This window comes from Oceanicola sp. D3 (assembly GCF_006351965.1).
In the GTDB taxonomy this organism is placed as follows: Bacteria; Pseudomonadota; Alphaproteobacteria; order Rhodobacterales; family Rhodobacteraceae; genus Vannielia.
The window spans coordinates 808,728-830,976 of the sequence record NZ_CP040932.1 but is presented as its reverse complement, the minus strand read 5'-3'; the positions used below and the strand labels follow the sequence as shown (position 1 = coordinate 830,976).

22 protein-coding genes are annotated in these 22,249 nt (G+C 64.3%); 13 read left to right on the top strand and 9 right to left on the bottom strand.

What is annotated here, in order from left to right; genetic code table 11:
• The first annotated feature begins 83 nt into the window (after positions 1 to 83).
• Positions 84 to 956: a glycosyltransferase family 2 protein gene (locus FHY55_RS04340; RefSeq protein ID WP_140015994.1), complete on the top strand. Its 873-nt coding sequence runs from the start codon at positions 84 to 86 to the stop codon at positions 954 to 956.
• An 85-nt stretch (positions 957 to 1,041) separates the two neighbouring features.
• On the opposite strand, the gene irr is transcribed toward FHY55_RS04340, so the two are convergent.
• On the bottom strand, positions 1,042 to 1,458 hold the full coding sequence (gene irr / locus FHY55_RS04335; RefSeq protein WP_140013018.1) for a Fur family transcriptional regulator Irr: 417 nt from the start codon (positions 1,456 to 1,458) through the stop codon (positions 1,042 to 1,044).
• A 181-nt stretch (positions 1,459 to 1,639) separates the two neighbouring features.
• Here irr and fabA point away from each other — a divergent pair, with 181 nt between their 5' ends.
• From fabA to FHY55_RS04280, 11 genes are all read left to right on the top strand, one after another.
• On the top strand, positions 1,640 to 2,149 hold the full coding sequence (gene fabA, locus FHY55_RS04330) for a bifunctional 3-hydroxydecanoyl-ACP dehydratase/trans-2-decenoyl-ACP isomerase (RefSeq protein WP_140013017.1): 510 nt from the start codon (positions 1,640 to 1,642) through the stop codon (positions 2,147 to 2,149).
• Between the two features lie 30 nt (positions 2,150 to 2,179).
• The gene (gene fabB / locus FHY55_RS04325; protein WP_140013016.1) at positions 2,180 to 3,406 is read left to right on the top strand and encodes a beta-ketoacyl-ACP synthase I; all 1,227 of its coding nucleotides are present in this window, start codon (positions 2,180 to 2,182) and stop codon (positions 3,404 to 3,406) included.
• 5 nt (positions 3,407 to 3,411) lie between these two features.
• Positions 3,412 to 4,200 (top strand): enoyl-ACP reductase, encoded by a 789-nt coding sequence (locus FHY55_RS04320; RefSeq protein WP_140013015.1) that lies wholly within the window; start codon positions 3,412 to 3,414, stop codon positions 4,198 to 4,200.
• A 54-nt stretch (positions 4,201 to 4,254) separates the two neighbouring features.
• A complete protein-coding gene (locus tag FHY55_RS04315; protein ID WP_140013014.1) occupies positions 4,255 to 5,040 on the top strand; it encodes a metalloprotease in 786 nt (261 codons plus the stop codon).
• Between the two features lie 96 nt (positions 5,041 to 5,136).
• Positions 5,137 to 5,823 carry a haloacid dehalogenase type II gene (locus FHY55_RS04310; RefSeq protein ID WP_140013013.1) on the top strand — a complete coding sequence of 229 codons (687 nt, stop codon included), beginning with the start codon at positions 5,137 to 5,139 and terminating at the stop codon, positions 5,821 to 5,823.
• Positions 5,823 to 6,644, top strand: coding sequence for an alpha/beta fold hydrolase (locus FHY55_RS04305; RefSeq protein WP_371707330.1), 822 nt, complete (start codon positions 5,823 to 5,825; stop codon positions 6,642 to 6,644). The genes FHY55_RS04310 and FHY55_RS04305 overlap by 1 nt, the downstream gene beginning before the upstream one ends.
• Positions 6,645 to 6,652: 8 nt before the next feature.
• Complete coding sequence (locus tag FHY55_RS04300) at positions 6,653 to 7,612, top strand: threonine/serine dehydratase (protein WP_140015993.1); 960 nt, start codon at positions 6,653 to 6,655, stop codon at positions 7,610 to 7,612.
• Positions 7,609 to 8,799: an endonuclease/exonuclease/phosphatase family protein gene (locus tag FHY55_RS04295; protein WP_140013012.1), complete on the top strand. Its 1,191-nt coding sequence runs from the start codon at positions 7,609 to 7,611 to the stop codon at positions 8,797 to 8,799. Before FHY55_RS04300 ends, FHY55_RS04295 begins: the two co-directional genes overlap by 4 nt.
• Before the next feature lie 132 nt (positions 8,800 to 8,931).
• On the top strand, positions 8,932 to 10,014 hold the full coding sequence (locus tag FHY55_RS04290) for a zinc-binding dehydrogenase (protein WP_140013011.1): 1,083 nt from the start codon (positions 8,932 to 8,934) through the stop codon (positions 10,012 to 10,014).
• Between the two features lie 188 nt (positions 10,015 to 10,202).
• Entirely contained in the window at positions 10,203 to 11,426 is a 1,224-nt protein-coding gene (locus tag FHY55_RS04285) for a mandelate racemase/muconate lactonizing enzyme family protein (protein ID WP_140013010.1), read from the top strand.
• Positions 11,427 to 11,469: 43 nt separating this feature from the next.
• Positions 11,470 to 12,192 (top strand): glutamine amidotransferase, encoded by a 723-nt coding sequence (locus FHY55_RS04280; RefSeq protein WP_140013009.1) that lies wholly within the window; start codon positions 11,470 to 11,472, stop codon positions 12,190 to 12,192.
• Here the strand turns inward: FHY55_RS04280 and FHY55_RS04275 are convergent.
• Entirely contained in the window at positions 12,189 to 13,091 is a 903-nt protein-coding gene (locus FHY55_RS04275; protein ID WP_140013008.1) for an endonuclease/exonuclease/phosphatase family protein, read from the bottom strand. The genes FHY55_RS04280 and FHY55_RS04275 overlap by 4 nt on opposite strands.
• Positions 13,092 to 13,187: 96 nt before the next feature.
• Here FHY55_RS04275 and FHY55_RS04270 point away from each other — a divergent pair, with 96 nt between their 5' ends.
• Positions 13,188 to 14,096, top strand: a complete 909-nt coding sequence (locus FHY55_RS04270) for an MBL fold metallo-hydrolase (RefSeq protein WP_140013007.1) — start codon at positions 13,188 to 13,190, stop codon at positions 14,094 to 14,096.
• 202 nt (positions 14,097 to 14,298) lie between these two features.
• Here FHY55_RS04270 and FHY55_RS04265 read toward each other — a convergent pair whose 3' ends face one another.
• The 7 genes from FHY55_RS04265 to soxB all read right to left on the bottom strand — a co-directional run bounded on the left by FHY55_RS04265 (position 14,299) and on the right by soxB (position 22,226).
• Entirely contained in the window at positions 14,299 to 15,360 is a 1,062-nt protein-coding gene (locus FHY55_RS04265) for a YeeE/YedE family protein (RefSeq protein WP_140013006.1), read from the bottom strand.
• A 78-nt stretch (positions 15,361 to 15,438) separates the two neighbouring features.
• Positions 15,439 to 15,867 carry a DUF302 domain-containing protein gene (locus tag FHY55_RS04260; protein ID WP_140013005.1) on the bottom strand — a complete coding sequence of 143 codons (429 nt, stop codon included), beginning with the start codon at positions 15,865 to 15,867 and terminating at the stop codon, positions 15,439 to 15,441.
• An 86-nt stretch (positions 15,868 to 15,953) separates the two neighbouring features.
• Positions 15,954 to 17,222, bottom strand: a complete 1,269-nt coding sequence (locus FHY55_RS04255; protein WP_140013004.1) for an NAD(P)/FAD-dependent oxidoreductase — start codon at positions 17,220 to 17,222, stop codon at positions 15,954 to 15,956.
• Between the two features lie 30 nt (positions 17,223 to 17,252).
• A complete protein-coding gene (locus FHY55_RS04250) occupies positions 17,253 to 17,960 on the bottom strand; it encodes a c-type cytochrome (protein WP_140013003.1) in 708 nt (235 codons plus the stop codon).
• Positions 17,957 to 19,237, bottom strand: a complete 1,281-nt coding sequence (locus FHY55_RS04245; RefSeq protein ID WP_140013002.1) for a c-type cytochrome — start codon at positions 19,235 to 19,237, stop codon at positions 17,957 to 17,959. The genes FHY55_RS04250 and FHY55_RS04245 overlap by 4 nt, the downstream gene beginning before the upstream one ends.
• The gene (soxC, locus tag FHY55_RS04240; RefSeq protein WP_140013001.1) at positions 19,221 to 20,486 is read right to left on the bottom strand and encodes a sulfite dehydrogenase; all 1,266 of its coding nucleotides are present in this window, start codon (positions 20,484 to 20,486) and stop codon (positions 19,221 to 19,223) included. The genes FHY55_RS04245 and soxC overlap by 17 nt, the downstream gene beginning before the upstream one ends.
• A 42-nt stretch (positions 20,487 to 20,528) precedes the next feature.
• On the bottom strand, positions 20,529 to 22,226 hold the full coding sequence (gene soxB / locus FHY55_RS04235) for a thiosulfohydrolase SoxB (protein ID WP_140013000.1): 1,698 nt from the start codon (positions 22,224 to 22,226) through the stop codon (positions 20,529 to 20,531).
• Between the last annotated feature and the right edge of the window lie 23 nt (positions 22,227 to 22,249).

Genomic DNA, 22,249 nt, shown 5'->3' with positions numbered 1-22,249 from the left:
ATGGCCAGCGCCCCCGCAACGGTTGCGCTTGAGGCTTCATTAACCCACAAATGGCAAAAACTCGGGCATGGGCCGCCGGTGACATGAAATACAGCTCTCTCAATACCTTCCTCGATCAAGGGAAATCGGCGCTGAAGAAGGGGCCGATTGCGGTGATCTGCGTGGAAGACCTGCAAGAGGTGGCCACCACGATCCGCCACCATCGGATGGCCGGCTTTCACGAGATCGTGCTGCTGGCCCCGGATGCACTGGATTTGCCCGAGGCGCTCGAAAGCCAGGTGCATCGCGTGCGCTACGACATGCACGCCGATTTCGCCCTCGTCGACGCCATCAACCCCATCATCGCGGCAACCGCTCCGGGGCAATGGCTCTATTACTGCTACAATGCCGAGTATCTCTTCTTTCCCTTCTGCGAAAACCGCACCGTGGGCGAGATGCTGGCCTTCCACGTCGAAGAACGGCGCGACGCGATGCTGACCTACGTCGTTGATCTCTACGCCGACGATCTGGAGCGCTTTCCGGATGCGGTTTCGATTGAGAACGCGCATCTCGACAAGTCGGGATACTACGCCCTCGCCCGCCCCGACCCGGCCAACCACAACTATCCCAAAGAGCGGCAGCTGGATTTCTTCGGCGGGCTGCGGTGGCGCTTTGAGGAGCATGTCGACAAGGATCGCCGGCGGATTGACCGCATTTCCCTATTCCGAGCCAAGCCCGGGCTCAAGCTGTTGCCAACACACAGGTTTTCGGACGAAGAATACAACACCTATGCCTGCCCGTGGCACCATAATCTCACGGCGACTGTCTGCTCGTTCCGCACCGCCAAGGCACTCAAGCGCAACCCCGGCAGCCGGTATGACATCGACACGTTCAAGTGGCACAACTCCACCAAGTTCGAGTGGCACAGTCAGCAATTGCTCGATCTGGGGCTGATGGAACCGGGCCAGTGGTTTTGATCTGACTGCGCGCTGGCGCGTCACATCGCGAAGGAAGTCAAAGCGCTAAGCAGGCATTAAGCCGGGTGCCGCCCCGACAGTCGCGTCAGACCCGGCGAAGGCGGATGACCACATCCACTTTGGCAATCTCGGTGCCCTCCGGCGCATCCGGAATGGAGGCGAGGCGCAGCTGCTCGGTGGGGGCGTCGGTGAGCTTTTGGCTGTCTTCCCAATAGAAATGCGGGTGATCATCGGTGCGGGTGTCGAAGTAGCTCTTCGAACCGTCAACGGTGATTTCCTGCATCAGGCCCACATCACAGAAGGCGCGCAATGTGTTGTAAACCGTGGCGAGAGAGACCCGATCGCCCGCCGCACGTGAGGCTTCAAACAGGCTTTCAGCGGTGACATGGCGGTTGCAACCATCCCCCACCAGCAAAGTGGCAAGGGCCAAGCGCTGGCGCGTGGGGCGCAAGCCACCTGCTTCAAGCCATTCTGATCCGCGCGTGTGCGCTTCGCTTTGCATTCGGTTGGGTTCCATCGTCCTGCCTGCGATCTATTATATCTGTTCATCCTGCCCGAATTCAAACGGAAATAGACCACGACTGCGCTCCACTGTCGCGCCGCCACCACTATTGCGCCTGCGCGGGACCGGGTGGTAGAGGGGTGCGCAACAATAGTACCACAAAACGGGGAGGCGGGGCCGAATGGCGAACCATCCGAACACATTCGACAAGGAAGGGCTGCTGAAATGCGCCCGCGGCGAGCTGTTCGGGCCGGGCAATCCGCAACTTCCCGAGCCGCCGATGCTGATGATGGACCGGATCACCGAGATCTCGGCCGATGGCGGCGAGCACGGCAAGGGCCACGTGGTGGCCGAATTCGACATCAACCCTGACCTCTGGTTCTTCTCCTGCCACTTCCCGGGCGATCCGGTGATGCCCGGCTGCCTTGGCCTTGATGGCCTGTGGCAGCTGACCGGCTTCAACCTTGGCTGGCGCGGGATGCTGGGCCGGGGCCGGGCGCTGGGTGTGGGCGAGGTGAAGTTCACCGACATGATCACACCGGCCAATAACCAGATCGTCTATCACGTTGATTTCACCCGCGTCATGGACCGGAAGTTGAAACTCGGCATCGCCAACGGCAAGATATTCGCTGACGGAAAGCACGTCTTCACCGCCGAGGGCATGAAGGTCGGGCTGTTCCAGGACGAATAACAACGGGCACACCCCAGAATACGAGGTTACATGCGTCGCGTCGTCATCACCGGGATCGGGATCGTCTCTCCCATCGGGATCACCGCCGAAGAGGTTACCGAGAGCCTGAAGACCGGGCGCTCGGGCATTACCGCCGCGCCGGAATACGTTGAAAACGGCTTCCGCTCCTGCATTCACGGCAAGCCCGACATCGACGTTGCCGAGCACATCGACAAACGCAACCTGCGCTTCATGGGCATGGGCGCGGCCTATAACTTCATCGCCATGGATCAGGCGGTGAAGGACAGCGGGCTTGAGCAATCCGATGTGTCCAATGTGCGCACCGGGTTGATCATGGGCTCCGGCGGGCCTTCGACCTCCAACTTCTTCACCGCGCATAACATCGTGAAGGACAAGGGCTCTCCCAAGCGGATGGGCCCCTTCATGGTGACGCGCTGCATGAGTTCCACCAACTCGGCCTGCCTTGCCACCCCCTTCCAGATCAAGGGCATCAACTACTCGATCACCTCGGCCTGTTCGACCTCGCTGCATTGCGTGGGCAACGCGGTGGAGCAGATCCAGATGGGCAAGCAGGATGTGGTCTTTGCCGGCGGCGGCGAAGAGGTGGATTGGACGCTCTCCTGCCTGTTCGACGCGATGGGCGCGATGAGCAGCAAGTACAACGACACCCCCACCAAGGCCTCCCGCCCCTATGACGCCACCCGCGACGGCTTTGTCATCTCTGGCGGCGGCGGCGTTGTGGTGGTGGAAGAGCTGGAGCACGCCAAGGCGCGCGGTGCAAAGATTTACGCCGAAGTCACCGGCTACGGTGCCACCTCCGATGGTGCCGATATGGTTGCGCCCTCCGGCGAGGGTGGCGAACGGGCGATGAAGCTGGCGCTCTCGACCATCGGCGATCACAAAGTGGATTACATCAACGCACACGGCACCGCGACGCCGGTGGGCGATGTGTTGGAAGTCGAGGCCATCCGCCGGGTGTTTGGCGAAGGAAGCACCCCGCCGATCTCCTCTTCCAAGTCGCTCGCGGGCCATAGCCAAGGCGCAACTGGCGTGCTCGAAATCATATACTCCATCTTGATGATGGAAAACCGCTTCATCCAGGCTTCGGCCAACATCACCGAGCTCGACCCGGGCCTGAACCCCGGCGAGATCGTTACAGAAACGCAATTTGACGTTGATCTCGACTCGGTCCTTTCCAACAGCTTCGGCTTTGGCGGCACCAACGGATCTCTGATTTTGAGCAAGTATCACGGATAAACACGATGGCTGAATTGATGCGAGGCAAGCGTGGCCTCATCATGGGGGTGGCGAACGACCGCTCGATTGCCTGGGGCATCGCGAAGGCCATGGCCGCCGAGGGCGCCGAACTGGCGTTCAGCTATCAGGGCGAGGCGTTTGGCAAGCGGGTGGCACCGCTGGCAGAGAGCCTCGGCTCCGATTTTCTGCTCGATGTTGACGTGATGAACGATGAGAGCATGGATGCCGCATTTGGCAAGATCGGCGACCGCTGGGGTGAGCTCGATTTTGTGGTGCATGCCATTGCCTACTCGGACAAGAACGAGCTGACCGGACGGTTCATCAACACCACGCGCGACAACTTTCGCAACTCGATGACCATCTCCTGCTTTTCCTTCATCGACGTCGCGCGCCGGGCTGCACCGCTGATGAACAAAGGGGGCACGCTGCTGACCCTGACCTATCAGGGCTCCAACCGCGTGACGCCCTATTACAACGTGATGGGCGTGGCCAAGGCCGCGCTGGAAAGTTCGGTGCGCTACCTTGCCAACGATCTTGGCCCCGATGGCATTCGGGTGAACGCCATTTCGCCCGGCCCGATGAAAACGCTCGCAGGGGCGGCGATTGGCGGGGCACGCAAGACCTTCCGCTTTACCGGGGCCAACGCGCCGCTGCGTGAAAACGCAACGCTTGATGCTGTGGGCGGCACGGCGGTTTACCTTGCCTCCGACTACGGGGCCTGCACCACGGGTGAGATCGTGCGGGTGGATGGGGGCTTTCATGTGTTGTCCATGCCGCAGCCGGACAACCTCTAGCCTTTTCCCTTCTTGCGCCAAATTCAGGCCTGATTTCATGACGATACGGAGCGCATGACACTCTTGCTCCTCGCCGTGGCGCTTTGCGCATTTACTGCCTTTTCGCTGCGTGGCGGCCTCATGGCTCCGCGCGGGATGGTGGTGCATTCACTGGATACCAACGGCATCCTGCTGGGTCTGGCCGCCTTTGGCCTGGCTGCGTGGCTTCTCGGCCCGCTTTACGGAATCGCTCTGACGCTTTCGGTCGTGGTGCACGAGTTTGGCCATGTCGCGGCCTACCGCGTGGCAGGCCACTCTGACGCCCGGTTTCGGCTTGTGCCTCTTATGGGCGGCGTGGCGATTTCAAACCGGCTGCCCGACACCCAAGCCGAAAGCTTCTTCATCACCCTGATGGGGCCGGGCATTTGCATTGCGCCGATGGTACTGGGCTTCGCCGTCTCGGAATATTTCACATGGCGGGCGCCGGAAATCGCCCATGCTGCATGGGTTTTTGCCATCGTCACTGGGGCGCTCAACTTCTTCAACCTGCTGCCGTTCTGGCCGCTGGACGGGGGACGCTGCGTGAAGATCCTCGCGCAAACGTTCTGGCCACCGCTGGGCCGCGTGGTGGGCATGGCAATGAGCGCCGCCTTTGCCGCCACGGCGCTGTGGATGCAGTCGACGATGCTGTTCTTCTTCGCGCTGATCTCGGCCCAATCGCTCTTCAGCGAACATGACGAGGCGCGATACCAGCGCCCGATGAGCCGCACGCAGGGCGCGCTGGCGGCGGCGGCCTATCTCTTCACGACCGCCGCACACCTCTGGGGCGGCTGGGCCTTGCTTGACCGCTACCTGCTCTGACGCGAGCGCCTTCGCGGCGATTCCTGCCAGCAGCCAACTGCTGCCCCTTCCGCCCCGGACGCCCCTGTGCCAGTCTGCCGCGAGAAAGGGGGCGGCATGACAATCAAAGCCTGTGTTTTCGACGCCTATGGCACACTTTTCGACGTGTCCGCCGCCGCGCGTGAAGCAGCCGCGGAACCGGGCCGGGAGGCGCTGGCGCGTTGCTGGCAGGCCCTCGCCGCAACGTGGCGTGAGAAGCAGCTTGGCTATAGCTGGCTCCGCGCAATCACAGGAGAGCACGCCGACTTTTGGCAGGTGACCGGCGAGGCGCTGGACTATGCGATGGCCGAGCAAAACCTCACCGACGAAGCGCTGCGCAAGCGGTTGATGGCGCTTTATTTCGAACTGTCCGCCTACCCGGAAGTGCCCGGAATGCTTGAGCAATTGAAGGATGCGGGCTTTGCCACGGCGATCCTCTCCAACGGGTCGCCCGAGATGCTGATGGGGGCCGTCACCTCTGCCGGGATCGGCGCGGTGTTGGATGATGTGATTTCGGTCGAGGATGTTGGCGTGTTCAAGCCGGATCGCCGGGTTTACGATTTGGTAGGCACCGCGCTCGACGTGGCCCCACAGGATGTGCTCTTCGTGTCGTCCAACGGCTGGGATGCCGCCGCCGCCGCGGGCTATGGCTTTCAGACCGCATGGGTCAACCGCGCCGGGTTGCCGATGGACCGCATGCCTTGGCGCCCCGCTCACGTGTTGACCGACCTATCCCCCATACCCGACTTCGCAGGAAGGCTCTGATGCCCAGCTTCACCGCTTCTGACGGCACCCGCATTCATTACCGCGACGAAGGCAAGGGCCTGCCACTGCTCTGCCTCGCCGGGCTGACCCGCAACGCCAGCGACTTCGACTATGTCGCCCCGCATCTGAACGGCTGCCGCCTGATCTGCCCCGACTATCGCGGGCGCGGCGGCTCTGGCTGGTCAGGCGCCGAAACCTACACCGTGCCGGTGGAGGCGAAGGACCAGCTTGAACTGCTCGACCACCTCGGGCTGGCCCAAGTGGCCATTCTGGGCACATCGCGAGGCGGCCTGATCGGCATGGGGCTCGCGGCGATGCAGCGCGACAAGGTGCTGGGCCTCTGCCTCAACGATGTAGGCCCGGCCCTGAGCCGCGACGGGCTGGAACGGATCTTCGATTACGTAGGCCGCAACCCGGCGGCAAAGACCCACGCTGAACTGGCCGCTGCGCTGCCCGGCGCGATGCCCGGCTTCGTTAACGTGCCGCCCGAGCGTTGGCTGGAAGAGGCGCGGAAACATTACGATGAAACGCCAGAAGGGTTGAAAATCAATTACGATCCCGCCCTACGAAAGTCTTTTCTGGCCGCGTTCGAGGGGGATATCCCCGAGGCGTGGCCGCTTTTCGAGAAGCTGAAGGGCCTGCCGCTGGCGCTGATCCGGGGCGAGAACTCTGATCTGCTGACGCCCGAGGCCGCCGGTAAGATGCGCGAGATGAACCCGGATATGATTTATGCGGAAGTGCCAGACCGGGCGCATATCCCCTTCCTCGACGAGCCCGAGGCGCTGAAGGCGCTGGATCAGTGGCTGGAGAAAATCCGTTGAATTTCGAGATGATAGAGGCCGCCGCCGAAAGGTTGCGCGGGCATGCGCGGGTGACGCCGCTGCTCAACTCTCCGTTCCTTGACGAAATCGCGGGCCGGCGTGTTTGGGTAAAGGCGGAGTGCCTTCAAGTGACCGGCAGCTTCAAGTTTCGTGGGGGCTGGTCGGCCGTGTCGGCCTTGGAGGGCGATGGCGGCGTGCTGGCCTATTCCTCGGGCAACCATGCGCAGGGCGTGGCGGCGGCAGCAAGGGCGCATGGGCGAGAGGCCGTGATCGTGATGCCGCGGGATGCCCCGGCGATAAAGGTCGCCAACACAAAGGCTTATGGCGCGCAGGTTGTGCATTACGACCGCGCCACGGAAAGCCGCGAGGAGATTGGCGCCAAACTGGCCGAGGCGCGGGGGCTGACGCTGATCCGCCCCTATGACGAGCCTCAGGTGATTGCAGGGCAAGGCACCTGCGGGCTGGAAATTGCCCGCCAGACCGCCGAGGTGGAAGTGGACGGCGGCGAGGTGCTCGTGTGCTGCGGCGGCGGTGGGCTTACCTCGGGCATTGCGCTGGCGTTGGAAGAGGCCGCGCCGAGCTTTCGAGTGCGCACGGCAGAGCCGGAGGGGTTTGACGACGTCGCCCGCTCGCTGGCTGCCGGAAATATCCAAAGCAACGAAGCACTTAGCGGATCAATCTGCGATGCGATCGTGACGCCGCGACCGGGCGAGCTGACCTTTCCGATCATGAAACGGCTCTGCGGGCCGGGCATGGCGGTGAGTGACGCGGAGGCGCTTCGCGCAATGGCGCTGGCCTTCTTGCGGCTGAAGATCGTAGTGGAGCCCGGCGGGGCCGTGGCGCTGGCATCGGCTCTGTTTCGCGGCGATGACATCACCGGCGAAGATGTGGTGGTGGTGGTCAGCGGCGGCAATGTGGACGCGCGGATTTTTGCAAAGGCAATAGACACTTACGGAGATGCGGCATGACCGATTGGACGGTGGCGAGCTTCAACGTGAAAAACCTTATCGGGGCGGAGAAAGAGTATTACCGCTTCGAGAAATACACGCCCGAGGAATACGCGTGGAAGGCCAATTGGCTGGCCGATCAGGTGGCCTCGCTCAACGCTGATCTCATTGGTTTTCAAGAGATTTTCGAGGAGGAGGCGCTGCGCGATGTGGTTGCGCAGGCGGATCGGATGGGCGAGGCCTCCAACGCGGTATCGGTGCCGGACAAGGGCAAGCCCTATCACCGTAAGGCGATCTTTCGGAAACTGGCCTATGAGCCCTATGGCGATGCTGCGCTGGCCTTTGCGCCCAATGCGCAGGACGGCGCGCCGGGAGAGCGCAGGCCGGGGCTTGCGGTGCTATCGCGCAATGGGTTTGTCGGGGCGCCGAAGGTGATCCAGGTGCTTGATAAACCTCTTGAAATTCCGCTGCGCGACCTTGGCGGCGAGGGCTCGGGGAGCTTTAAGCTGAAGCGGATTTCGCGACCCATTTTGAAGGTGAAAGTGCCGGTGGGCGCGCATGTGGTGACGGTCTTCAACTGCCACCTGAAGAGCAAGCTGGGCGAGTTCATCACCCCTGAGGGGGCGGAATTTGCCAATGAAGCCAACCTGTTGGACTATGACGCCGTGGGCCGGGCGATGGGCTCGCTTCGCTCGGCGCTGAGGCGGATGGCGGAGGCTTGGGTGCTGCGGCGCGAGGTGGTGGCGGAACTGGAAAGAGGCAATCCTGTCATCGTGTTAGGCGATCTGAACGATGGCGAGCATGCGGTGAGCAGCGAGATCATCACCGGAGAGGCCCCCTTCAAGAATTATGCTTGGATGCGGCGGCATGATGCCAAGCACCAAGGGGACCGCTATAGCGTTGAAGAAAATGCACAAATTACAGAAAGCGTAGACTCGACGCGGCTGCATTCGGCGGAAAAGCTGTTTGTGCGTAAGAGCCTGCGCGACATGGTTTACACGGCGGCTTTTGGCGGGGTTTATGAGAGCATCGACCAGATCCTGCTCTCCCGCCACTTCCACCCGGACTTCGAACAAGCCATTGGAAGCATGGACTATTTCAGCGTCCTCAATGACCACCTGACCGACGGCTCGCACCCGGAGGCCCCCTACAACAAACTGGCGTCTGACCATGGGCAGATCATGGCGCATTTGCGCTTTGACGACTGACCTATTCAGAAATGTATGGATGGGCGGGAAATTAACCGTGTTGAGACGGGGTGTGCGGGAAAGCGCACATGCACAACCCATGCACATCCTATGCACAAACCATACCTATGCAAATATGAATAGGAGCGGCGAATGGTGACGATCAAGGCCGCTGTGGCCCGCGAATTTGGCTCGCCTTTGGCCATCGAAGAGGTGGACCTCGCCGCCCCGCGCGAAGGCGAGGTAGAGGTGGTTTTGGAGGCGGTGGCGATTTGCCATTCGGACATCCACTTTGCCGAGGGCGCATGGGGCGGCGGGCTTCCGGCGGTTTACGGCCACGAAGCGGTGGGCCGCGTTGCCGCGACCGGGCCGGGCGTGCGCGGGCTGGCAGAGGGCGCGCGGGTGCTGGTGACGATGCTGCGGGCCTGCGGGCACTGCGGCTGCTGCGCCGAGGGTGCGCCGGTTTACTGCGAAACGGGCTATGACCGGGACGCGCAGAGCCCGATCAGCCAGAACGGCGCGGGGGTGAACCACGGGCTGAGCACCGGGGCCTTTGCCGAGCGGGTGGTGGTGGACCAGAGCCAGCTTGCGCCGCTGGATGAGGATATTCCGGCCACCTCGGCCTGCCTGCTGGCCTGCGGGGTGATTACCGGCGTGGGCGCGGTGGTGAACACCGCCCGCGTGCGCCCGGGCGAGACGGTGGTGGTGATCGGCGCGGGCGGCGTGGGGCTGAACGCGGTTCAGGGCGCGCGGATCGCAGGCGCGGCGCGGATCGTGGCGGTGGATATGAGCGCCGAGAAGCTGGCTGCCGCGAAAGAGTTTGGGGCGACGGACGGGATATTGGCGAGCGCGCCGGAACCGTGGAAAGCGATGCGTGAGATTGCGCCCAAGGGGGCGGATGCGGTGTTTGTGACCGTTGGCGCGACGCCGGTGTATGAGACGGCGCTCAATTATGCGGGCTATCGCGGGCGGGTCTTTGCGGTGGGGATGCCGCACTCGGGCGAGCAGGCGGCATGGGAGCCGGTGATGGTGGCGGCGCTGGGGCAGAAGATTGAGGGGTCGCTGCTGGGCGAGGTTGTGCTGAAGCGGGATATTCCGTGGATGGTGGAGCTATATCGGCAGGGGCGGCTGAAGCTGGATGAGCTGGTGAGCGGGACGTGGCGGCTGGAGCAGATCAACGAGGCGATTGCGGACACCAAGGCCGGTGGGGCGCGGCGGAATGTGATTGTGTTTTGAGGGGTGCTGGGTGGGCTCATCCGCCCTTCGCGGCGTCTTCGCGGGGGTGTTTTGCTCGTTCGCCCTTCGAGGCGTCCTCGCGGAGGATGCTTTGCTCGTCCGCCCTTCGGGGCGTCCTCGCGGGGGGCGGGGCGAAGAAAGGTCCGGAGGCCTTGATGAGCCGGGCTGGAACGTGATGGGGTAGTGCGATGAAACTTGCCGATCTGGATATCATCGTGACCTCGCCCCCTGCCCCCGGTTGGGGCGGGCGTTACTGGATCTTGGTGAAGCTCACCACGGCCTGCGGGATCATAGGCTGGGGCGAGGTTTATGCCGCCTCGGTGGGGCCGGAGGCGATGCGAGGTGTGATCGCGGATGTGTTTGCGCGGCATATGGAGGGGGAGAACCCGGAGAATATTGAGCTGATGTTTCGGCGGGCCTATTCGGCCGGGTTTACCCAGCGGCCTGACCTGACGGTGATGGGGGCGTTCTCCGGCCTTGAGATGGCCTGTTGGGACATCATCGGCAAGGCGCGGGAGCGGCCCGTTTGGGCGCTGATCGGCGGGCGCACGAATGATCGGCTTCGGGCTTATACTTACCTGTATCCCGAGGACGGGATGGCGCTGCCCGAGTTTTGGAGCAGCCCTGAAATGGCCGCTGAGGTAGCGGCACAGCGGGTGGCAGAGGGCTGGACGGCGGTGAAGTTTGACCCGGCGGGGCCTTACACGGTGCGCGGGGGGCATGAGCCTTCGGCCTCGGATATTTCGCGCTCGGTGGCGTTTTGCGAGCAGATCAGGGCGGCGGTGGGGGACCGGGCGGATTTGCTCTTTGGCACCCATGGGCAGTTTTCGGTTTCCGGCGCTTTGCGGATAGGGCGCGCGATTGCGCATTGCGACCCGCTCTGGTTCGAGGAGCCGGTGCCACCAGACAACGTGGGCGCAATGGCAAAGGTGGCCAGCGGGCAGCCGGTTCCGGTGGCCACGGGCGAGCGGCTGACGACGAAGGCGGAGTTTGCGCCGGTGCTGCGGGCCGGGGCGGCGGCGATCTTGCAGCCCGCGTTGGGGCGCGTGGGCGGTATTGGCGAGGCGCGGAAGGTGGCGGCGATGGCGGAGGTTTACAACGCGCAGGTTGCGCCGCACTTATATGCCGGGCCGGTGGAGTTTGCGGCCAATATCGCGCTTGGCGTGGCGATTCCGAACCTGCTGATGGTGGAGTGCATCGAGACAGCGTTTCACCGTGATCTGGTGAAGGGCGCGATCCGGGTGGAAGGTGGCCATGTGGTGCCGCCGGAGGGGCCGGGGCTGGGCATCGAGGTGGATGAGGAATTGGCGCGGGCGCATCCGTGGGAGGGCGACGGGCTGCATTTGGAGATGCAGGACGGGCCTTGCGAATATGGCGCGCCGAATGCCTTTGAAGGCGGGGCGCCGCGGTGAAACTTCGGGATTGGGGAGGTGGGCAGATTGCCCACCCTACGGGATGAAGCCATTTTTGATTTTGCAATTGCGGCCTGAGGCGGAGGCTTCGGACGACGAGTTTGCGGCGATCTGCGCCAAGGGCGGTTTGGCCGAGGCCGACACGCGCCGGGTGCGGCTGGATTGCGAAGAGCTGGGCGCGGTGCGGCTGGAGGATTATTCCGGCGTGATCGTGGGCGGCGGGCCGGGCTGCGTGAGCGACCCGCCGGAGGAGAAGAGCCCGGTAGAGGCAAAGATTGAGGCCGCTGTGCTGGGGCTGATGCCCGAGGTGGCGGCGCGGGATTTTCCCTTTTTGGGCTGCTGTTACGGGATCGGGATTTTGGGCAAGGCGCTTGGCGGCACGGTCGGCAAGGGGCGCTATGGCGAGGCCGTTGGGACGAGTGCGTGCCGGGTGGTGCAGGCCGACCCGTTGCTGGAGGGGGTTGCGCCGGAGTTTGATGCCTTTGTCGGCCACAAAGAGGCGATGGAGGTGTTGCCGGAGGGCTGCGTGCAGTTGGTGGAGAGCGGGCCCTGCCCGTTTCAGATGGTGCGCTATGGGGCGAATGTTTATGCCACGCAGTTCCATCCCGAGGCGGATGCGGGCGGCTTTGAAACGCGGATCAGGGTGTATCGCAACAAGGGGTATTTTGACCCCGGCGAGGCGGATGGGCTGATTGCGATGTGCCGGGCGGCGCGGGTGACGGAGCCGGAGAAGATCTTGCGGAACTTCGTGGCGCGCTTTGGTTAAGGCAGGGTGATGTCGGCATAGACGGGGTAATGGTCTGACGGCCATTCGCCCATGAATTTTTCGCGCAGGACCAATGGCTTGGTGACGGTGATGCCGTGCGAGGCGGCGATATGGTCGATCGCGCCGAGGAGGTTGATGCCGGCGTTGAGGTGGTAGGTCGCACCGCGGGTGGGGGCGAAGGTGAGGCCGGCCTCTTCGAGGGTGCGGAGCGTGTAGGCACCGTGCATAGCGTTGAGATCTCCGAGCAGGATGGTGGGCGTTCCGGCGGCGATGACGGGGGCGAGACGGTCGCGCACGAGGGCGGCGGAGAGGCGGCGGTTGGAGCGGCTTTTGTATTCGAAATGGACGTTGACGACGCGGAGGCGTTTGCCGCCTGCGGTTTCGAACTCGGCCCATGAAGCGAAGGCGGGCCAGGAGCCGTTGAAGGTGCGCGAGTAGATTACATCCGGGGTATCGGAGAAGAAGAACCAGCCTTCGTCCACCGGTGTGAGGCGGGAGGCGCGGTAGAAGATGGGTTGGGTGGCCGGGAAGCTCTGCCAAGGGCCGGAGGCGGCGGCTTGGAGGCCGGGGAGTTCGGCGAGGAGGTAGTCGCGGGCGAGGTTGGTGGAGCCGTCATCGCCGCGCTGGAAGCTCTCCATCTCCTGAAAGGCGATGATGTCGGCGTCGATCTTGCGCAGGGCCTCGGCCATGGGGGCGCGGCGGCGCTCCCAGTCGGCAACGGACCATGCGCCCTCGGGCTTGTTCAGCAGGATGTAATGGGTGTTGTAGGTGGCGATGCGGAACGTGCCTTCGGGGCGCGGTGGCACCGGCTCGGAGCCGGAGTTGGCGACGTGGAGGGCGCAGGCCAGCAGCGGCAGGGCGAGCAGGGTGAGGGCGAGGATCTTGAGGGTGCGGCGCATGGGCGGAAGATAGCGGGCGGCGCGGCGGCGTCCATCTTTCGTTGCCGTGGCGCGTGGGTTCAGTCATATTCACAAAAATAGATATGGGAGGATGACATGCGGATAACACGGCGCGGATTCGTGGCGGGCGCGGCAGCGGGTGTGGCGGCGGGTGCAGGGCTGCCACTGCGCGCACTGGCGGAGATTTCGCTGGGCGGGGCGCGGCTGACCACGGTGAGCGACGGGCACCTGATGTTGCCGGGCTCTTTCGTCTTCGAGGGGCTGCCCGAGGCGGAGGTGGCGGCGATTGTGGAGCCGATGGGGGTTTCTCCCTCTGCGCTGGAGCCGCCCTGCAACGTGACCCTGCTGCGGATGGGCGACAGGGTTGTGCTGTTTGACGTGGGCGCGGGGCCGGACTTTATGCCATCGGCGGGGGAGTTGGCCGCCAATCTCGACGCGGCGGGCGTTGCGCCGGAGGATGTGACGGATGTGATTTTCACCCATGCCCACCCCGATCACATCTGGGGGCTGCTGGATGACTTTGACGAGCCGCTCTTTCCCGAGGCGAATTACATGATGGGCCGGGCCGAGTGGGACTATTGGTGGAACCCGGAGACGGTGGACAGCATCGCGGCGGAGCGGCAGGCCCATGCGGTGGGAGCCAAGCGGCGGATGGAAGTGATCGAGGACCGGGTGAAGCGGTTTGACGATGGCGAGGAGCTTTTGCCCGGGCTGGCCGCCGTGGCGAGCTTTGGTCACACGCCGGGGCATATGAGCTTTGAGCTTCGGGCGGGCAGCGAGAGCGTGATGATCTTGGGGGACAGTATCAACAACCATCATGTTTCTTTCGCCAAGCCCGGGTGGGAGATCAACGCAGATCAGGATCCGGCGCTGGCGGCGGCAACGCGGGTGGGTTTGATGGATCGGCTGGCTGCCGAGCAGATGACAGTGGTGGGCTTTCACCTGCCGGGCGGGATTGGCCGGGCGGAGAAGGATGGCGCGGGCTATCGCTGGGTGGCGATGTAGGCTTTCGGGCCCGGGCCTCGTTTTTGGCTGAGGTGTCGTAGTGGGGGGCCAGCCCCCCACACCCCCCGGAGATATTTTCAGCAAGAAAATGGGGTTGGCGGGGTGACCTGGGGGGCGGGTGCGCGCAATTCTAACCGAATTGGAAAGGTTAATTGCGGGGGCGGTTTGTGGATTTGGCTGCAGGGCGAATTTTAAACTGATTTTAGGCGGCTGCGATGGTGCGGGGGCGGGCGAGCAGTCGGTAGGTGACCATGGCGGAGAGCCACATGGCGGTGAGGGCGAGCCATGCGGTGGCGCTGAGAGCCGAGCCGCCGGAGACCCCTGCCCCGACAGCGCAGCCACCTGCGAGCATCGCACCGAAGCCCATGAGGGCGCCGCCGATGAGGTAACGCTCCATCGGGGTATCGGGCTGGAAACGCTGGAGGGCGAAGGTGCGGGCCGCGAGGGAGGCGGCGAGGGCGCCGAGGAAGACGCCGGGCACGAGGCCGACGCCGAAGGAAAGCGGCAGGGAAGGGTTGCCGACGAGGCCCATCAGCGTGTCGGTCGCCGGGCCGGTGAAGCTGATGGAGCTGACCGAGACCGGCTCGAAGGCGATCTGGCTCGCGTGGTAGGTGACATACCAGCCTGCGGCGACCGCCACGCCGACGAGGGCGGAGGCGAGGATTTGGCCGGGGCTTTTGCGGGCTGCGAGCACGGCCCAGGCAAGGGCTGCGCCGAAGGCGGCGAGAGAGAGCGCGGCGGTGGCAATGGGCGCGAGGCCTGCGAGCGCGCCGAGGTCGCGCGCCGGGCCGGGCGGGACTGTCCAGAGCGAAAAGAGCCAGAGGCGCGCCGGGCCGAGGATGCCGGTGAGCGAGGCCTGTGCGACAAGCGTGAGCACGAGGCCGGTGACCAGCGCGCGCAGGTTACCGGTGGCCGAGAGCACCAGCAGGCGGGAGGCGCAGCCGCGCGCGAGGATCATGCCCGAGCCGAACATCGCCCCACCGATCACCGCGCCGGAGATGGAGCCGGGTTGGGAAAACTGGCGGGCTTCGGAGAGATCGAGCCAGCCCAGCGCGAGGCCGCCCTGCACCAGCGCGAGGGCGGTGGTGAAAACGATGAGCCAAGTTGCAAGCCGGGGGCCGAGCGAGAGGGTGGCGACCTCGATGGTGGCGGCGCGCAGGCAGAACGCGGAGCGCTGCGCCGCCGCGCCGAAGAGCAGCCCCACGAAGAGGCCCAACAGGGCGATGGCGGCGGCTTCGCCGAGGGTATCGAAGAGCCAGATCATCAGGGGTGTCTCCGGTTTTCACCGGGCTACCACGCAGCCGCGCGGGGCGCGTTGACCCGGATCAAACCGGGGTGGGCTTTAGCCGCCGATGGCCTCTGTGATGATGGTTTCCAGCAGATCCTCGACCGCATCCATCGGGCCTTCGGGATAGTCGCGGTGGCCGATCTGCACCTTGCCCTCTTTCTCGGTGACGAAGATGCCATAGGGGCAGTGCTGGATGTTCATCGGGTCGGCTTCCATCACCTGCCGCGAGACCACGGCGGAGCAGAAGAGGAAGATGTCGGCGGCGTCGAAGATTTTTACATCCGAGCCGACATCCTCGCCGGTGCGGGCGAGCATATCGCCGACGTGGCTGGTGTAGTCGATCACGAGGCCTTGGCCGACGATGGCGCTTTCGACCGCGAAGGTGGCATCATCGAAGCTGCCTTCGAAGTCGTGCAGCACGGCATCCTGCGCCAGAGCGGGGGTGGCCAGCGAGAGCGCGGCGGCGAGTGCGATGTGTTTCATGGGGGTCTCCTCCGTGGGTGTGCCTTCAGAATGGAGATAGCTCGGCGGGGCGCCATGACATGTGTCAAACGCCCCGCCGGTGTGGCTTAGCCGAACATGTCGGTGGTGATGCCTGCGTACCAGCCGATGCTCTCTTCATAGGTGGCCTTGCGCAGGGCTGCGTCCTCGCCGGTTTGAGAGATGAAGCTGTCGGTGCTGGCGATCTTCTCTTCGGTCGGCTCGTAGGAAGCGCCCACCTTCACCCCGTCTTCGGTGGCGATGAGCGACCAGCAGGTGTTGGAGAACTTGGCCGGGAACACCCGGCTATCGGTCAGCGCGCCACGAATGGCGTTGGCGGCCACCTTGGCCTGGCTATTGGCGGAGAAGCCGGATTTGGGCATGTCGCCCTGTGCCGAGGCGTCTCCCAGCACGTGGATATCGGCGTCCATCTTCGAGCTCATGTCGGTGGGATTGACCGGGGCCCAGTTGCCCTCTGTCAGCCCGGCGGCATCGGCGATGTGGCCCGCTCTCTGGGCGGGGATGACGTTGCAGACATCGACGTTTTCGACGGAGCCGTCGATTGTGAGGGTCATCTCACCGGGGTTTACCTCGACCTTGTCACCGCCGAAGTCGGGGCCGATGCGCTCGATCATGCCGGTGTAGTGCTTTTGCCAGCCCTCCTCGAAGAGCGCCTGTTTGGAGAACTTCTCCTTGGGGTCGACGATGAGGATCTTGGCGGTGGGGTTCCGCTCCTTCAGCACATGCGCCACCATCGAGATACGCTCGTAGGGGCCGGGCGGGCAACGGTAGGGGTTGGGCGGGGCGACCATGCAATAGGTGCCGCCTTCCGGCATGGCCTCGATCTGGGCCTTCAGCAGCTCGGACTGGCTGCCGGCCTTGTAGGCGTGGGGCATCTTGTTTTGGCTCAGGACCGACCAGCCGGGGACGGAGCCGGGCACGAAGTCGATGCCCGGCGAGATCACCAGCTTGTCGTAAGGCACCGAGCCGCCGCCTGCGAGGGCGACGGTTTTGGCGTCACGGTCCACGCCGATGGCCCAGTCGTGCACGACGTTGATGCCATAGTCGGACGCGAGCGTGCCGTAGCTGTGGGCGATGCTTTGCAGGTCTCGGAAGCCGCCGATGTAGAGGTTGGAGAAGAAGCAGGTGTAATAGGTGCGGGTGGGCTCGATGAGGGTGACATCTATCGCGCCTTCGCTGTCCTTGGCGATGTAGCGGGCTGCGGTGGCGCCCCCTGCCCCGCCGCCGATCACCACCACGCGGGGCATGCCGTGGGCGGCGGCTTTGACCATGGGGGCCGAGAGCGCGGCGGTGCCTGCGGCAGCGGTGCCGAGGAACGTCCTTCTGTTGAGTTTCATGTGTACTCCTCCCTGTTCTATGCGGCCCCTTTACTCCTCCAGGGTCGCAAAATAGGCGGCCAGCGCCGCGATCTCTTCGTCGCCGAGGCGTCCGGCGACCATGTTCATCACCGGGTGCGTGCGCGTCTTTTGCTTGTAGGCGTGCATGGCGATGACGAAATCTTCCTCCGGCCAGAGGGTGATGGAGGGGATGCCCTCGTCACCGCCGGAGGTCTGGTGGCAGGTGGTGCACTCCGACGCCAGATATTCACCATACTCCGGATCGCCCGTCAGAGCGAGGATCGCCGGATCAAGGTCGTGGTCGGTGGCTTGGGCCGTTGGATCGGCCTCGGGAATATTGGCGGGAGAGTCGGAGAAGCGGCGCAGGTAGGCGATGAGGTCGGCGCGCACCTGCGGATCCGCCTCGCCGCGATAGCTCATACGGGTGCCGGGGACGAGTTGCTTGGGGTTTTCGAGAAAGGCATCGAGCGTATCGGCGTGCCACTCAAGGCCCTTGGCCCCGGCCCGCTTGAAGGCGTTGGAGTAGCGGAAGCCCTCAAGCGAGGCGGCGCGGCGGCCGAAGAGGGTGTTGAGGTGGGGACCGATGCGATTGGTGGCCTCGGGGCCAAGCTGGTGGCAGCCTTTGCATTTGGAGAAAGCCGCCTCGCCGCGCTCCGCATCCCCGACCTCGGACGCGAGCGCCGCGCCCGGCGCGAGGCCGAGCGCGGCGATGAGAAGGGCGGCGCGGGGACGGATCATTCAGCGAACGACCCCAGATAGGCTTCGACCGCCTCGATATCACTTTCCTTGCGCAGGCCGTTGAAGGACATTTTGGTGCCCTTCAGGAAGGCTTTGGGCTTGGTCAGAAATCCGGCGAGGGTTTCGCTGTTCCATGTGAGGCCGGCCTCGCCTGCCTCGGCCATCGCCTTGGAATATCGGAAGCCCTCAACGGTGCCTGCCGTGCGGCCCATGATGCCGTTGAGCTGGGGGCCGGTCTTGTTTTCGGCACCCTCGCCCACTTGGTGGCAGGCCTTGCACTTGCGGAAGACCTTTTCGCCTGCGGCGATCAGCTCCGGGTCGGCGGGAGCGGCGGCCATGGTTTCTTCGACGGGGGTTTCTTCGGAAGCAGCCTCCTCAACCACGGCTTCGGCCCCGGCGTCGGCGGTTTCCTCCACGGGGTTTTCGACCACCATCTCGGAGGCGGCCTCCTCAGCCGGAGCGGCCTCGGATGCGCCTTCCTCTTCCGGGGTCACATCGAGCACAGTGGCGCGCATGGTGATTTCGACGCTGTCCTTACAGTTTTCCATGCAGGGCTCGGTGCGCCAGTTCGGGTATTCGGTTTCTGCCCGGTCATCGACGATGAAGCCGTTGGCGTTAGGCATTTCGACGTCGAGAAAGTTTTCGCGGGTGAGCACGAAGTCGTCTTCGACGAGGAAGTTGGAATAGAGGATGTAGGCGGTGATGGCGTAGGTATCATCCGCCGAGAGGGTTTGTGCCGCGCCGAAGGGCATGGAGCGATGGACGTAATCCCATGTGGTCGAGAGGTAGGGCCAGTAGGAGCCGACGGTCTTGAGCGGGTCTTCATCGGCGAGGGTGCCGTCGCCGCCCGCGAGTTTGGGCCAGTTGCCGGAGCCTTCGGCAAATTCGCCGTGGCAGACGGCGCAGTTTTCGGAAAACAGCACCTCGCCGTCTTCGACGGAGCCGGAGCCGGGCGGAAGGCCGCGGCCATCGGGCATGACCTTTACATCCCAAGCGGCGATTTCATCTTCGGTGGCGGGGCGACCGAGGCCGAATTTGGCCTGTGTTACCGGAACGCCCTCGGCTGCCGCCTCGGCGGGGGCGGCCTCATCGGCGGCTTGCGCCGTCTCTTCGGCCTTGGGTTCGGGCGCGCTTTGGGCTGATGCGGCGGGCACGCTTTGGCCGCGCAGGGGGGCGGGGATGTCGGCGACGAACTGATCGGCGAGGATATAGGCGGAGCCGAGGAGAACGGCGGTGCCCCCCATCGTGGGGGCGAAGATATTAAGAAACTTCGACATTTTCAGCGCTCCCGTCGGTGTTTACATGCCAGGTCTGGATGCAGTTGTTGTGGTAGACCGAGTTCAGCCCGCGCACCTCGCGCAGCTGGGTCTTGGTGGGCTGGACGTAGCCGGTTTCGTCCATCGCGCGGCTTTGCAGCAGCATCTCGGAGCCATCCCACTCGGTATCGAGGTAGAAGCGGGTGAGCGCCTTGGTGTCGCCCTGGGTGCGCCCCAAGCGGGCCGTCTCCCAGGTTTTGCCGCCGTCCTTGGACACATCCACGCGGGTGATGCGCCCGTGGCCCGACCAGGCCATGCCGGTGATGACCAGCGGGCCGGGGCCGTGAGTGATGGGGGCTTGCGGCGAGGGCGAGGTGACGACGGATTTGGCATCCATCACCCATGTCCACTTGCGCGCGGTGCCATCGGCCAGCGTGTCGGTGTATTTGGAGGTTTCTTCGCGGCTTTCGACGGCGGCATCTGTGACCTCGATGCGACGCAGCCACTTGATCCACATGTTGCCCTCCCAGCCGGGAACGACGAGGCGCACTGGGTACCCGTGCTCTTTACGCAAAGCCTCGCCGTTGGCCTTGAAGGCAACGAGCACGTCATCAAGCGCCTTTTCCATCGGGATCGAGCGCCCGTTGGAGGAGGCGTCAGCTCCTTCGACATAAACCCAGCGGCCCTCGGTGGTGCCATCATAGCCCGCCTCGGCCAGAAGCGTGCGCAGGGGGATGCCGGTATATTCCATGTTGTGGATCATGCCGTGGGTGAACTGGGCGCCATTGAGCTGGGCCCCGGCCCATTCCATGCCGGTATTGGCGGCACATTCGCAGAAATACACATGGTTTTCGCGCGGGAAGCGCTCCAGATCGGCGTAGGTGAAGACGAGCGGCTGGCCCACGAGGCCGTTGATCATCAGCCGGTAATCTTCCTTCTTCAGCTCGATGGCACCGGAGTGATGGCGCTCGAAGGCGCAGCCTTGTGGCGTGATGGTGCCGTCGAGCGCGTGAATCGGGGTGAAGTTGATGGAGGAGATCGGATCGGCGGTGAGCCAGGGCACGTTGCGGCGCACCACGTCGGCTTCATACTCGATAGGCATGCCGTAGGGGGTGGCATCGACGCCTTCGCCCAGCCCGCTGGCCCATTCCTGCACCTCGGTGATCAGCGGATCACCTTCGGCGCGGGCCTGCGTGGCCAGCGTGCCAGCGGCTGCGGCCGCGGTGCCGGCCAGAACGGCGCGGCGGGAGAGTTTGAGATCGTCGCTCATGGGGGTGTGCTCCTCATTCACGGGGGGGGGTGTGGGTGGTGGTCAGTCGACCACCACTTTCACGTTGTCATGGTCACCTGCGGTGACCGTGCCGAGTTTCTTGATATGGCTTTCGACCACATCCCAGATGGGCGGGCCTTCAGTGCCTTCGTTCACCGAAGCCCAGCCGGCGACGGTGTAGCTCTTGGCAGGGTCGATGGCTTCGCCGGAGGAGAGCAGGGTCATGCCCGAGATGCGCTCGCCCTGGGGCTTGTTGATGTCGATCTGGTAGCCCATGCCGCCGATGCGGACCATGTCGCCGCCCTGCTGGTAGTAGGGGTCGGGGTTGAAGATGTTGTCGGCCACGTCTTCGAGGATGACCTTGATGAACTCGCCCGTCATTTCAGTGCGGTAGGCGTTGGGATAGGTCATGGAAGTGACGTTGAAGATGTCCTCGCGGGTGATGTCCTGCCCCGGGATCATCGAGGCGCCCCAGCGGACGCCGGGGGACATGGCGATCTGGGCGTCGCGCTCGGAGAGGAGGGCGTCGCAGATCAGGTCGTCCCATGTGCCATTGAAGTTGCCGCGGCGGTAGAGGGTGGTGTCGTTCTGACCGATCACTTCGGCCATCTCGGCCTCGTAGGGCGCGCGTTGTTCGTCGATGAGGGCGGTCATCTCCGGGTCGGCGGCGATGACGTCGGAGAAGATGGGGATGAGCTTGTGGCGGTAGCCCATCATCCGGCCATCGCGCACGTCGAGATCCACCCGGGAGACGAACTTGCCGTGGGAGCCGGAGGCCACCACGATGGTGTCGCCCACCACCACCGGCTCGGGGAGCGCATCGTGGGTGTGGCCGGAGAGGATCACGTCGATCCCTGGCACGACGGAGGCCATCTTCTTGTCGACGTCAAAGCCGTTGTGGGAGAGCACGACGACCACCTCGGCCCCGGCGGCGCGGGCCTCCTCCACCACTGCGGCCATATGCTCGTCACGGATGCCGAAGGAATACTCGGGAAACATCCAGCCGGGGTTGGCGATGGGCATGTAGGGGAAGGCCTGGCCGATGACGGCGATCTTGGTGCCGCCGCGCTCGAACATCTTGTAGGGGGCGAAAAGCTCGGCGGGTTCGTCCCATTCGGCGTCGAAGATGTTTTGGCCGAGGGCGGCGAAGGGGAGGCCCTCGACGATCTCGTTCACGCGGTCGGAGCCCAGCGTGAACTCCCAGTGGAAGGTCATGGCGTCGGGGCGCAAGGCGTTCATCACGTTGACCATGTCCTGCCCTTGCGTCTTCAGGCAGGTGTAGGAGCCGTGCCATGTGTCGCCACCATCGAGCAGGAGGGCATCGGGGCGGTCGGCGCGGATGGCATTGATGACGGTGGCGACGCGGTCCATGCCACCGACGCGGCCGTATTGCGCGGCAAGGGCAGAGAAATCACCGGAGGAGAGGGCGTAGTGCGAGGGGGTGCCATCTTCGATGCCGTAGAGGCGGCGGAAGTCGGCGCCGGTGACGTGGGGCACCGCGCCCTTGTTGGCACCGACGCCGAGGTTGACGGAGGGCTCGCGGAAGTAGACGGGCTTCAGCTGCGCGTGGATATCGGTGACGTGGATGAGGGAGACGTTGCCGAAGGTGTCGAACTCCAGAAGCTGATCTTGCGTCAGGGCCTGCTGCGCCGAGAGGCGGGCCCAGTTGCCGAAGCCGGAGGTGCCGAGGAGGGCGGAAGCGGCCATGCCGACTTGAAGGAAATCGCGGCGGGAGATCATGGAAGACTCATCCTTTAGTTATA

Bases quoted from the DNA above. Each gene is read 5' to 3' on its own strand.
- FHY55_RS04340 (WP_140015994.1), top strand. From the start codon at position 84: ATGAAATACAGCTCTCTCAATACCTTCCTCGATCAAGGGAAATCGGCG.
- irr (WP_140013018.1), bottom strand. From the start codon at position 1,458: ATGCAAAGCGAAGCGCACACGCGCGGATCAGAATGGCTTGAAGCAGGT.
- fabA (WP_140013017.1), top strand. From the start codon at position 1,640: ATGGCGAACCATCCGAACACATTCGACAAGGAAGGGCTGCTGAAATGC.
- fabB (WP_140013016.1), top strand. From the start codon at position 2,180: ATGCGTCGCGTCGTCATCACCGGGATCGGGATCGTCTCTCCCATCGGG.
- FHY55_RS04320 (WP_140013015.1), top strand. From the start codon at position 3,412: ATGGCTGAATTGATGCGAGGCAAGCGTGGCCTCATCATGGGGGTGGCG.
- FHY55_RS04315 (WP_140013014.1), top strand. From the start codon at position 4,255: ATGACACTCTTGCTCCTCGCCGTGGCGCTTTGCGCATTTACTGCCTTT.
- FHY55_RS04310 (WP_140013013.1), top strand. From the start codon at position 5,137: ATGACAATCAAAGCCTGTGTTTTCGACGCCTATGGCACACTTTTCGAC.
- FHY55_RS04305 (WP_371707330.1), top strand. From the start codon at position 5,823: ATGCCCAGCTTCACCGCTTCTGACGGCACCCGCATTCATTACCGCGAC.
- FHY55_RS04300 (WP_140015993.1), top strand. From the start codon at position 6,653: ATGATAGAGGCCGCCGCCGAAAGGTTGCGCGGGCATGCGCGGGTGACG.
- FHY55_RS04295 (WP_140013012.1), top strand. From the start codon at position 7,609: ATGACCGATTGGACGGTGGCGAGCTTCAACGTGAAAAACCTTATCGGG.
- FHY55_RS04290 (WP_140013011.1), top strand. From the start codon at position 8,932: ATGGTGACGATCAAGGCCGCTGTGGCCCGCGAATTTGGCTCGCCTTTG.
- FHY55_RS04285 (WP_140013010.1), top strand. From the start codon at position 10,203: ATGAAACTTGCCGATCTGGATATCATCGTGACCTCGCCCCCTGCCCCC.
- FHY55_RS04280 (WP_140013009.1), top strand. From the start codon at position 11,470: ATGAAGCCATTTTTGATTTTGCAATTGCGGCCTGAGGCGGAGGCTTCG.
- FHY55_RS04275 (WP_140013008.1), bottom strand. From the start codon at position 13,091: ATGCGCCGCACCCTCAAGATCCTCGCCCTCACCCTGCTCGCCCTGCCG.
- FHY55_RS04270 (WP_140013007.1), top strand. From the start codon at position 13,188: ATGCGGATAACACGGCGCGGATTCGTGGCGGGCGCGGCAGCGGGTGTG.
- FHY55_RS04265 (WP_140013006.1), bottom strand. From the start codon at position 15,360: ATGATCTGGCTCTTCGATACCCTCGGCGAAGCCGCCGCCATCGCCCTG.
- FHY55_RS04260 (WP_140013005.1), bottom strand. From the start codon at position 15,867: ATGAAACACATCGCACTCGCCGCCGCGCTCTCGCTGGCCACCCCCGCT.
- FHY55_RS04255 (WP_140013004.1), bottom strand. From the start codon at position 17,222: ATGAAACTCAACAGAAGGACGTTCCTCGGCACCGCTGCCGCAGGCACC.
- FHY55_RS04250 (WP_140013003.1), bottom strand. From the start codon at position 17,960: ATGATCCGTCCCCGCGCCGCCCTTCTCATCGCCGCGCTCGGCCTCGCG.
- FHY55_RS04245 (WP_140013002.1), bottom strand. From the start codon at position 19,237: ATGTCGAAGTTTCTTAATATCTTCGCCCCCACGATGGGGGGCACCGCC.
- soxC (WP_140013001.1), bottom strand. From the start codon at position 20,486: ATGAGCGACGATCTCAAACTCTCCCGCCGCGCCGTTCTGGCCGGCACC.
- soxB (WP_140013000.1), bottom strand. From the start codon at position 22,226: ATGATCTCCCGCCGCGATTTCCTTCAAGTCGGCATGGCCGCTTCCGCC.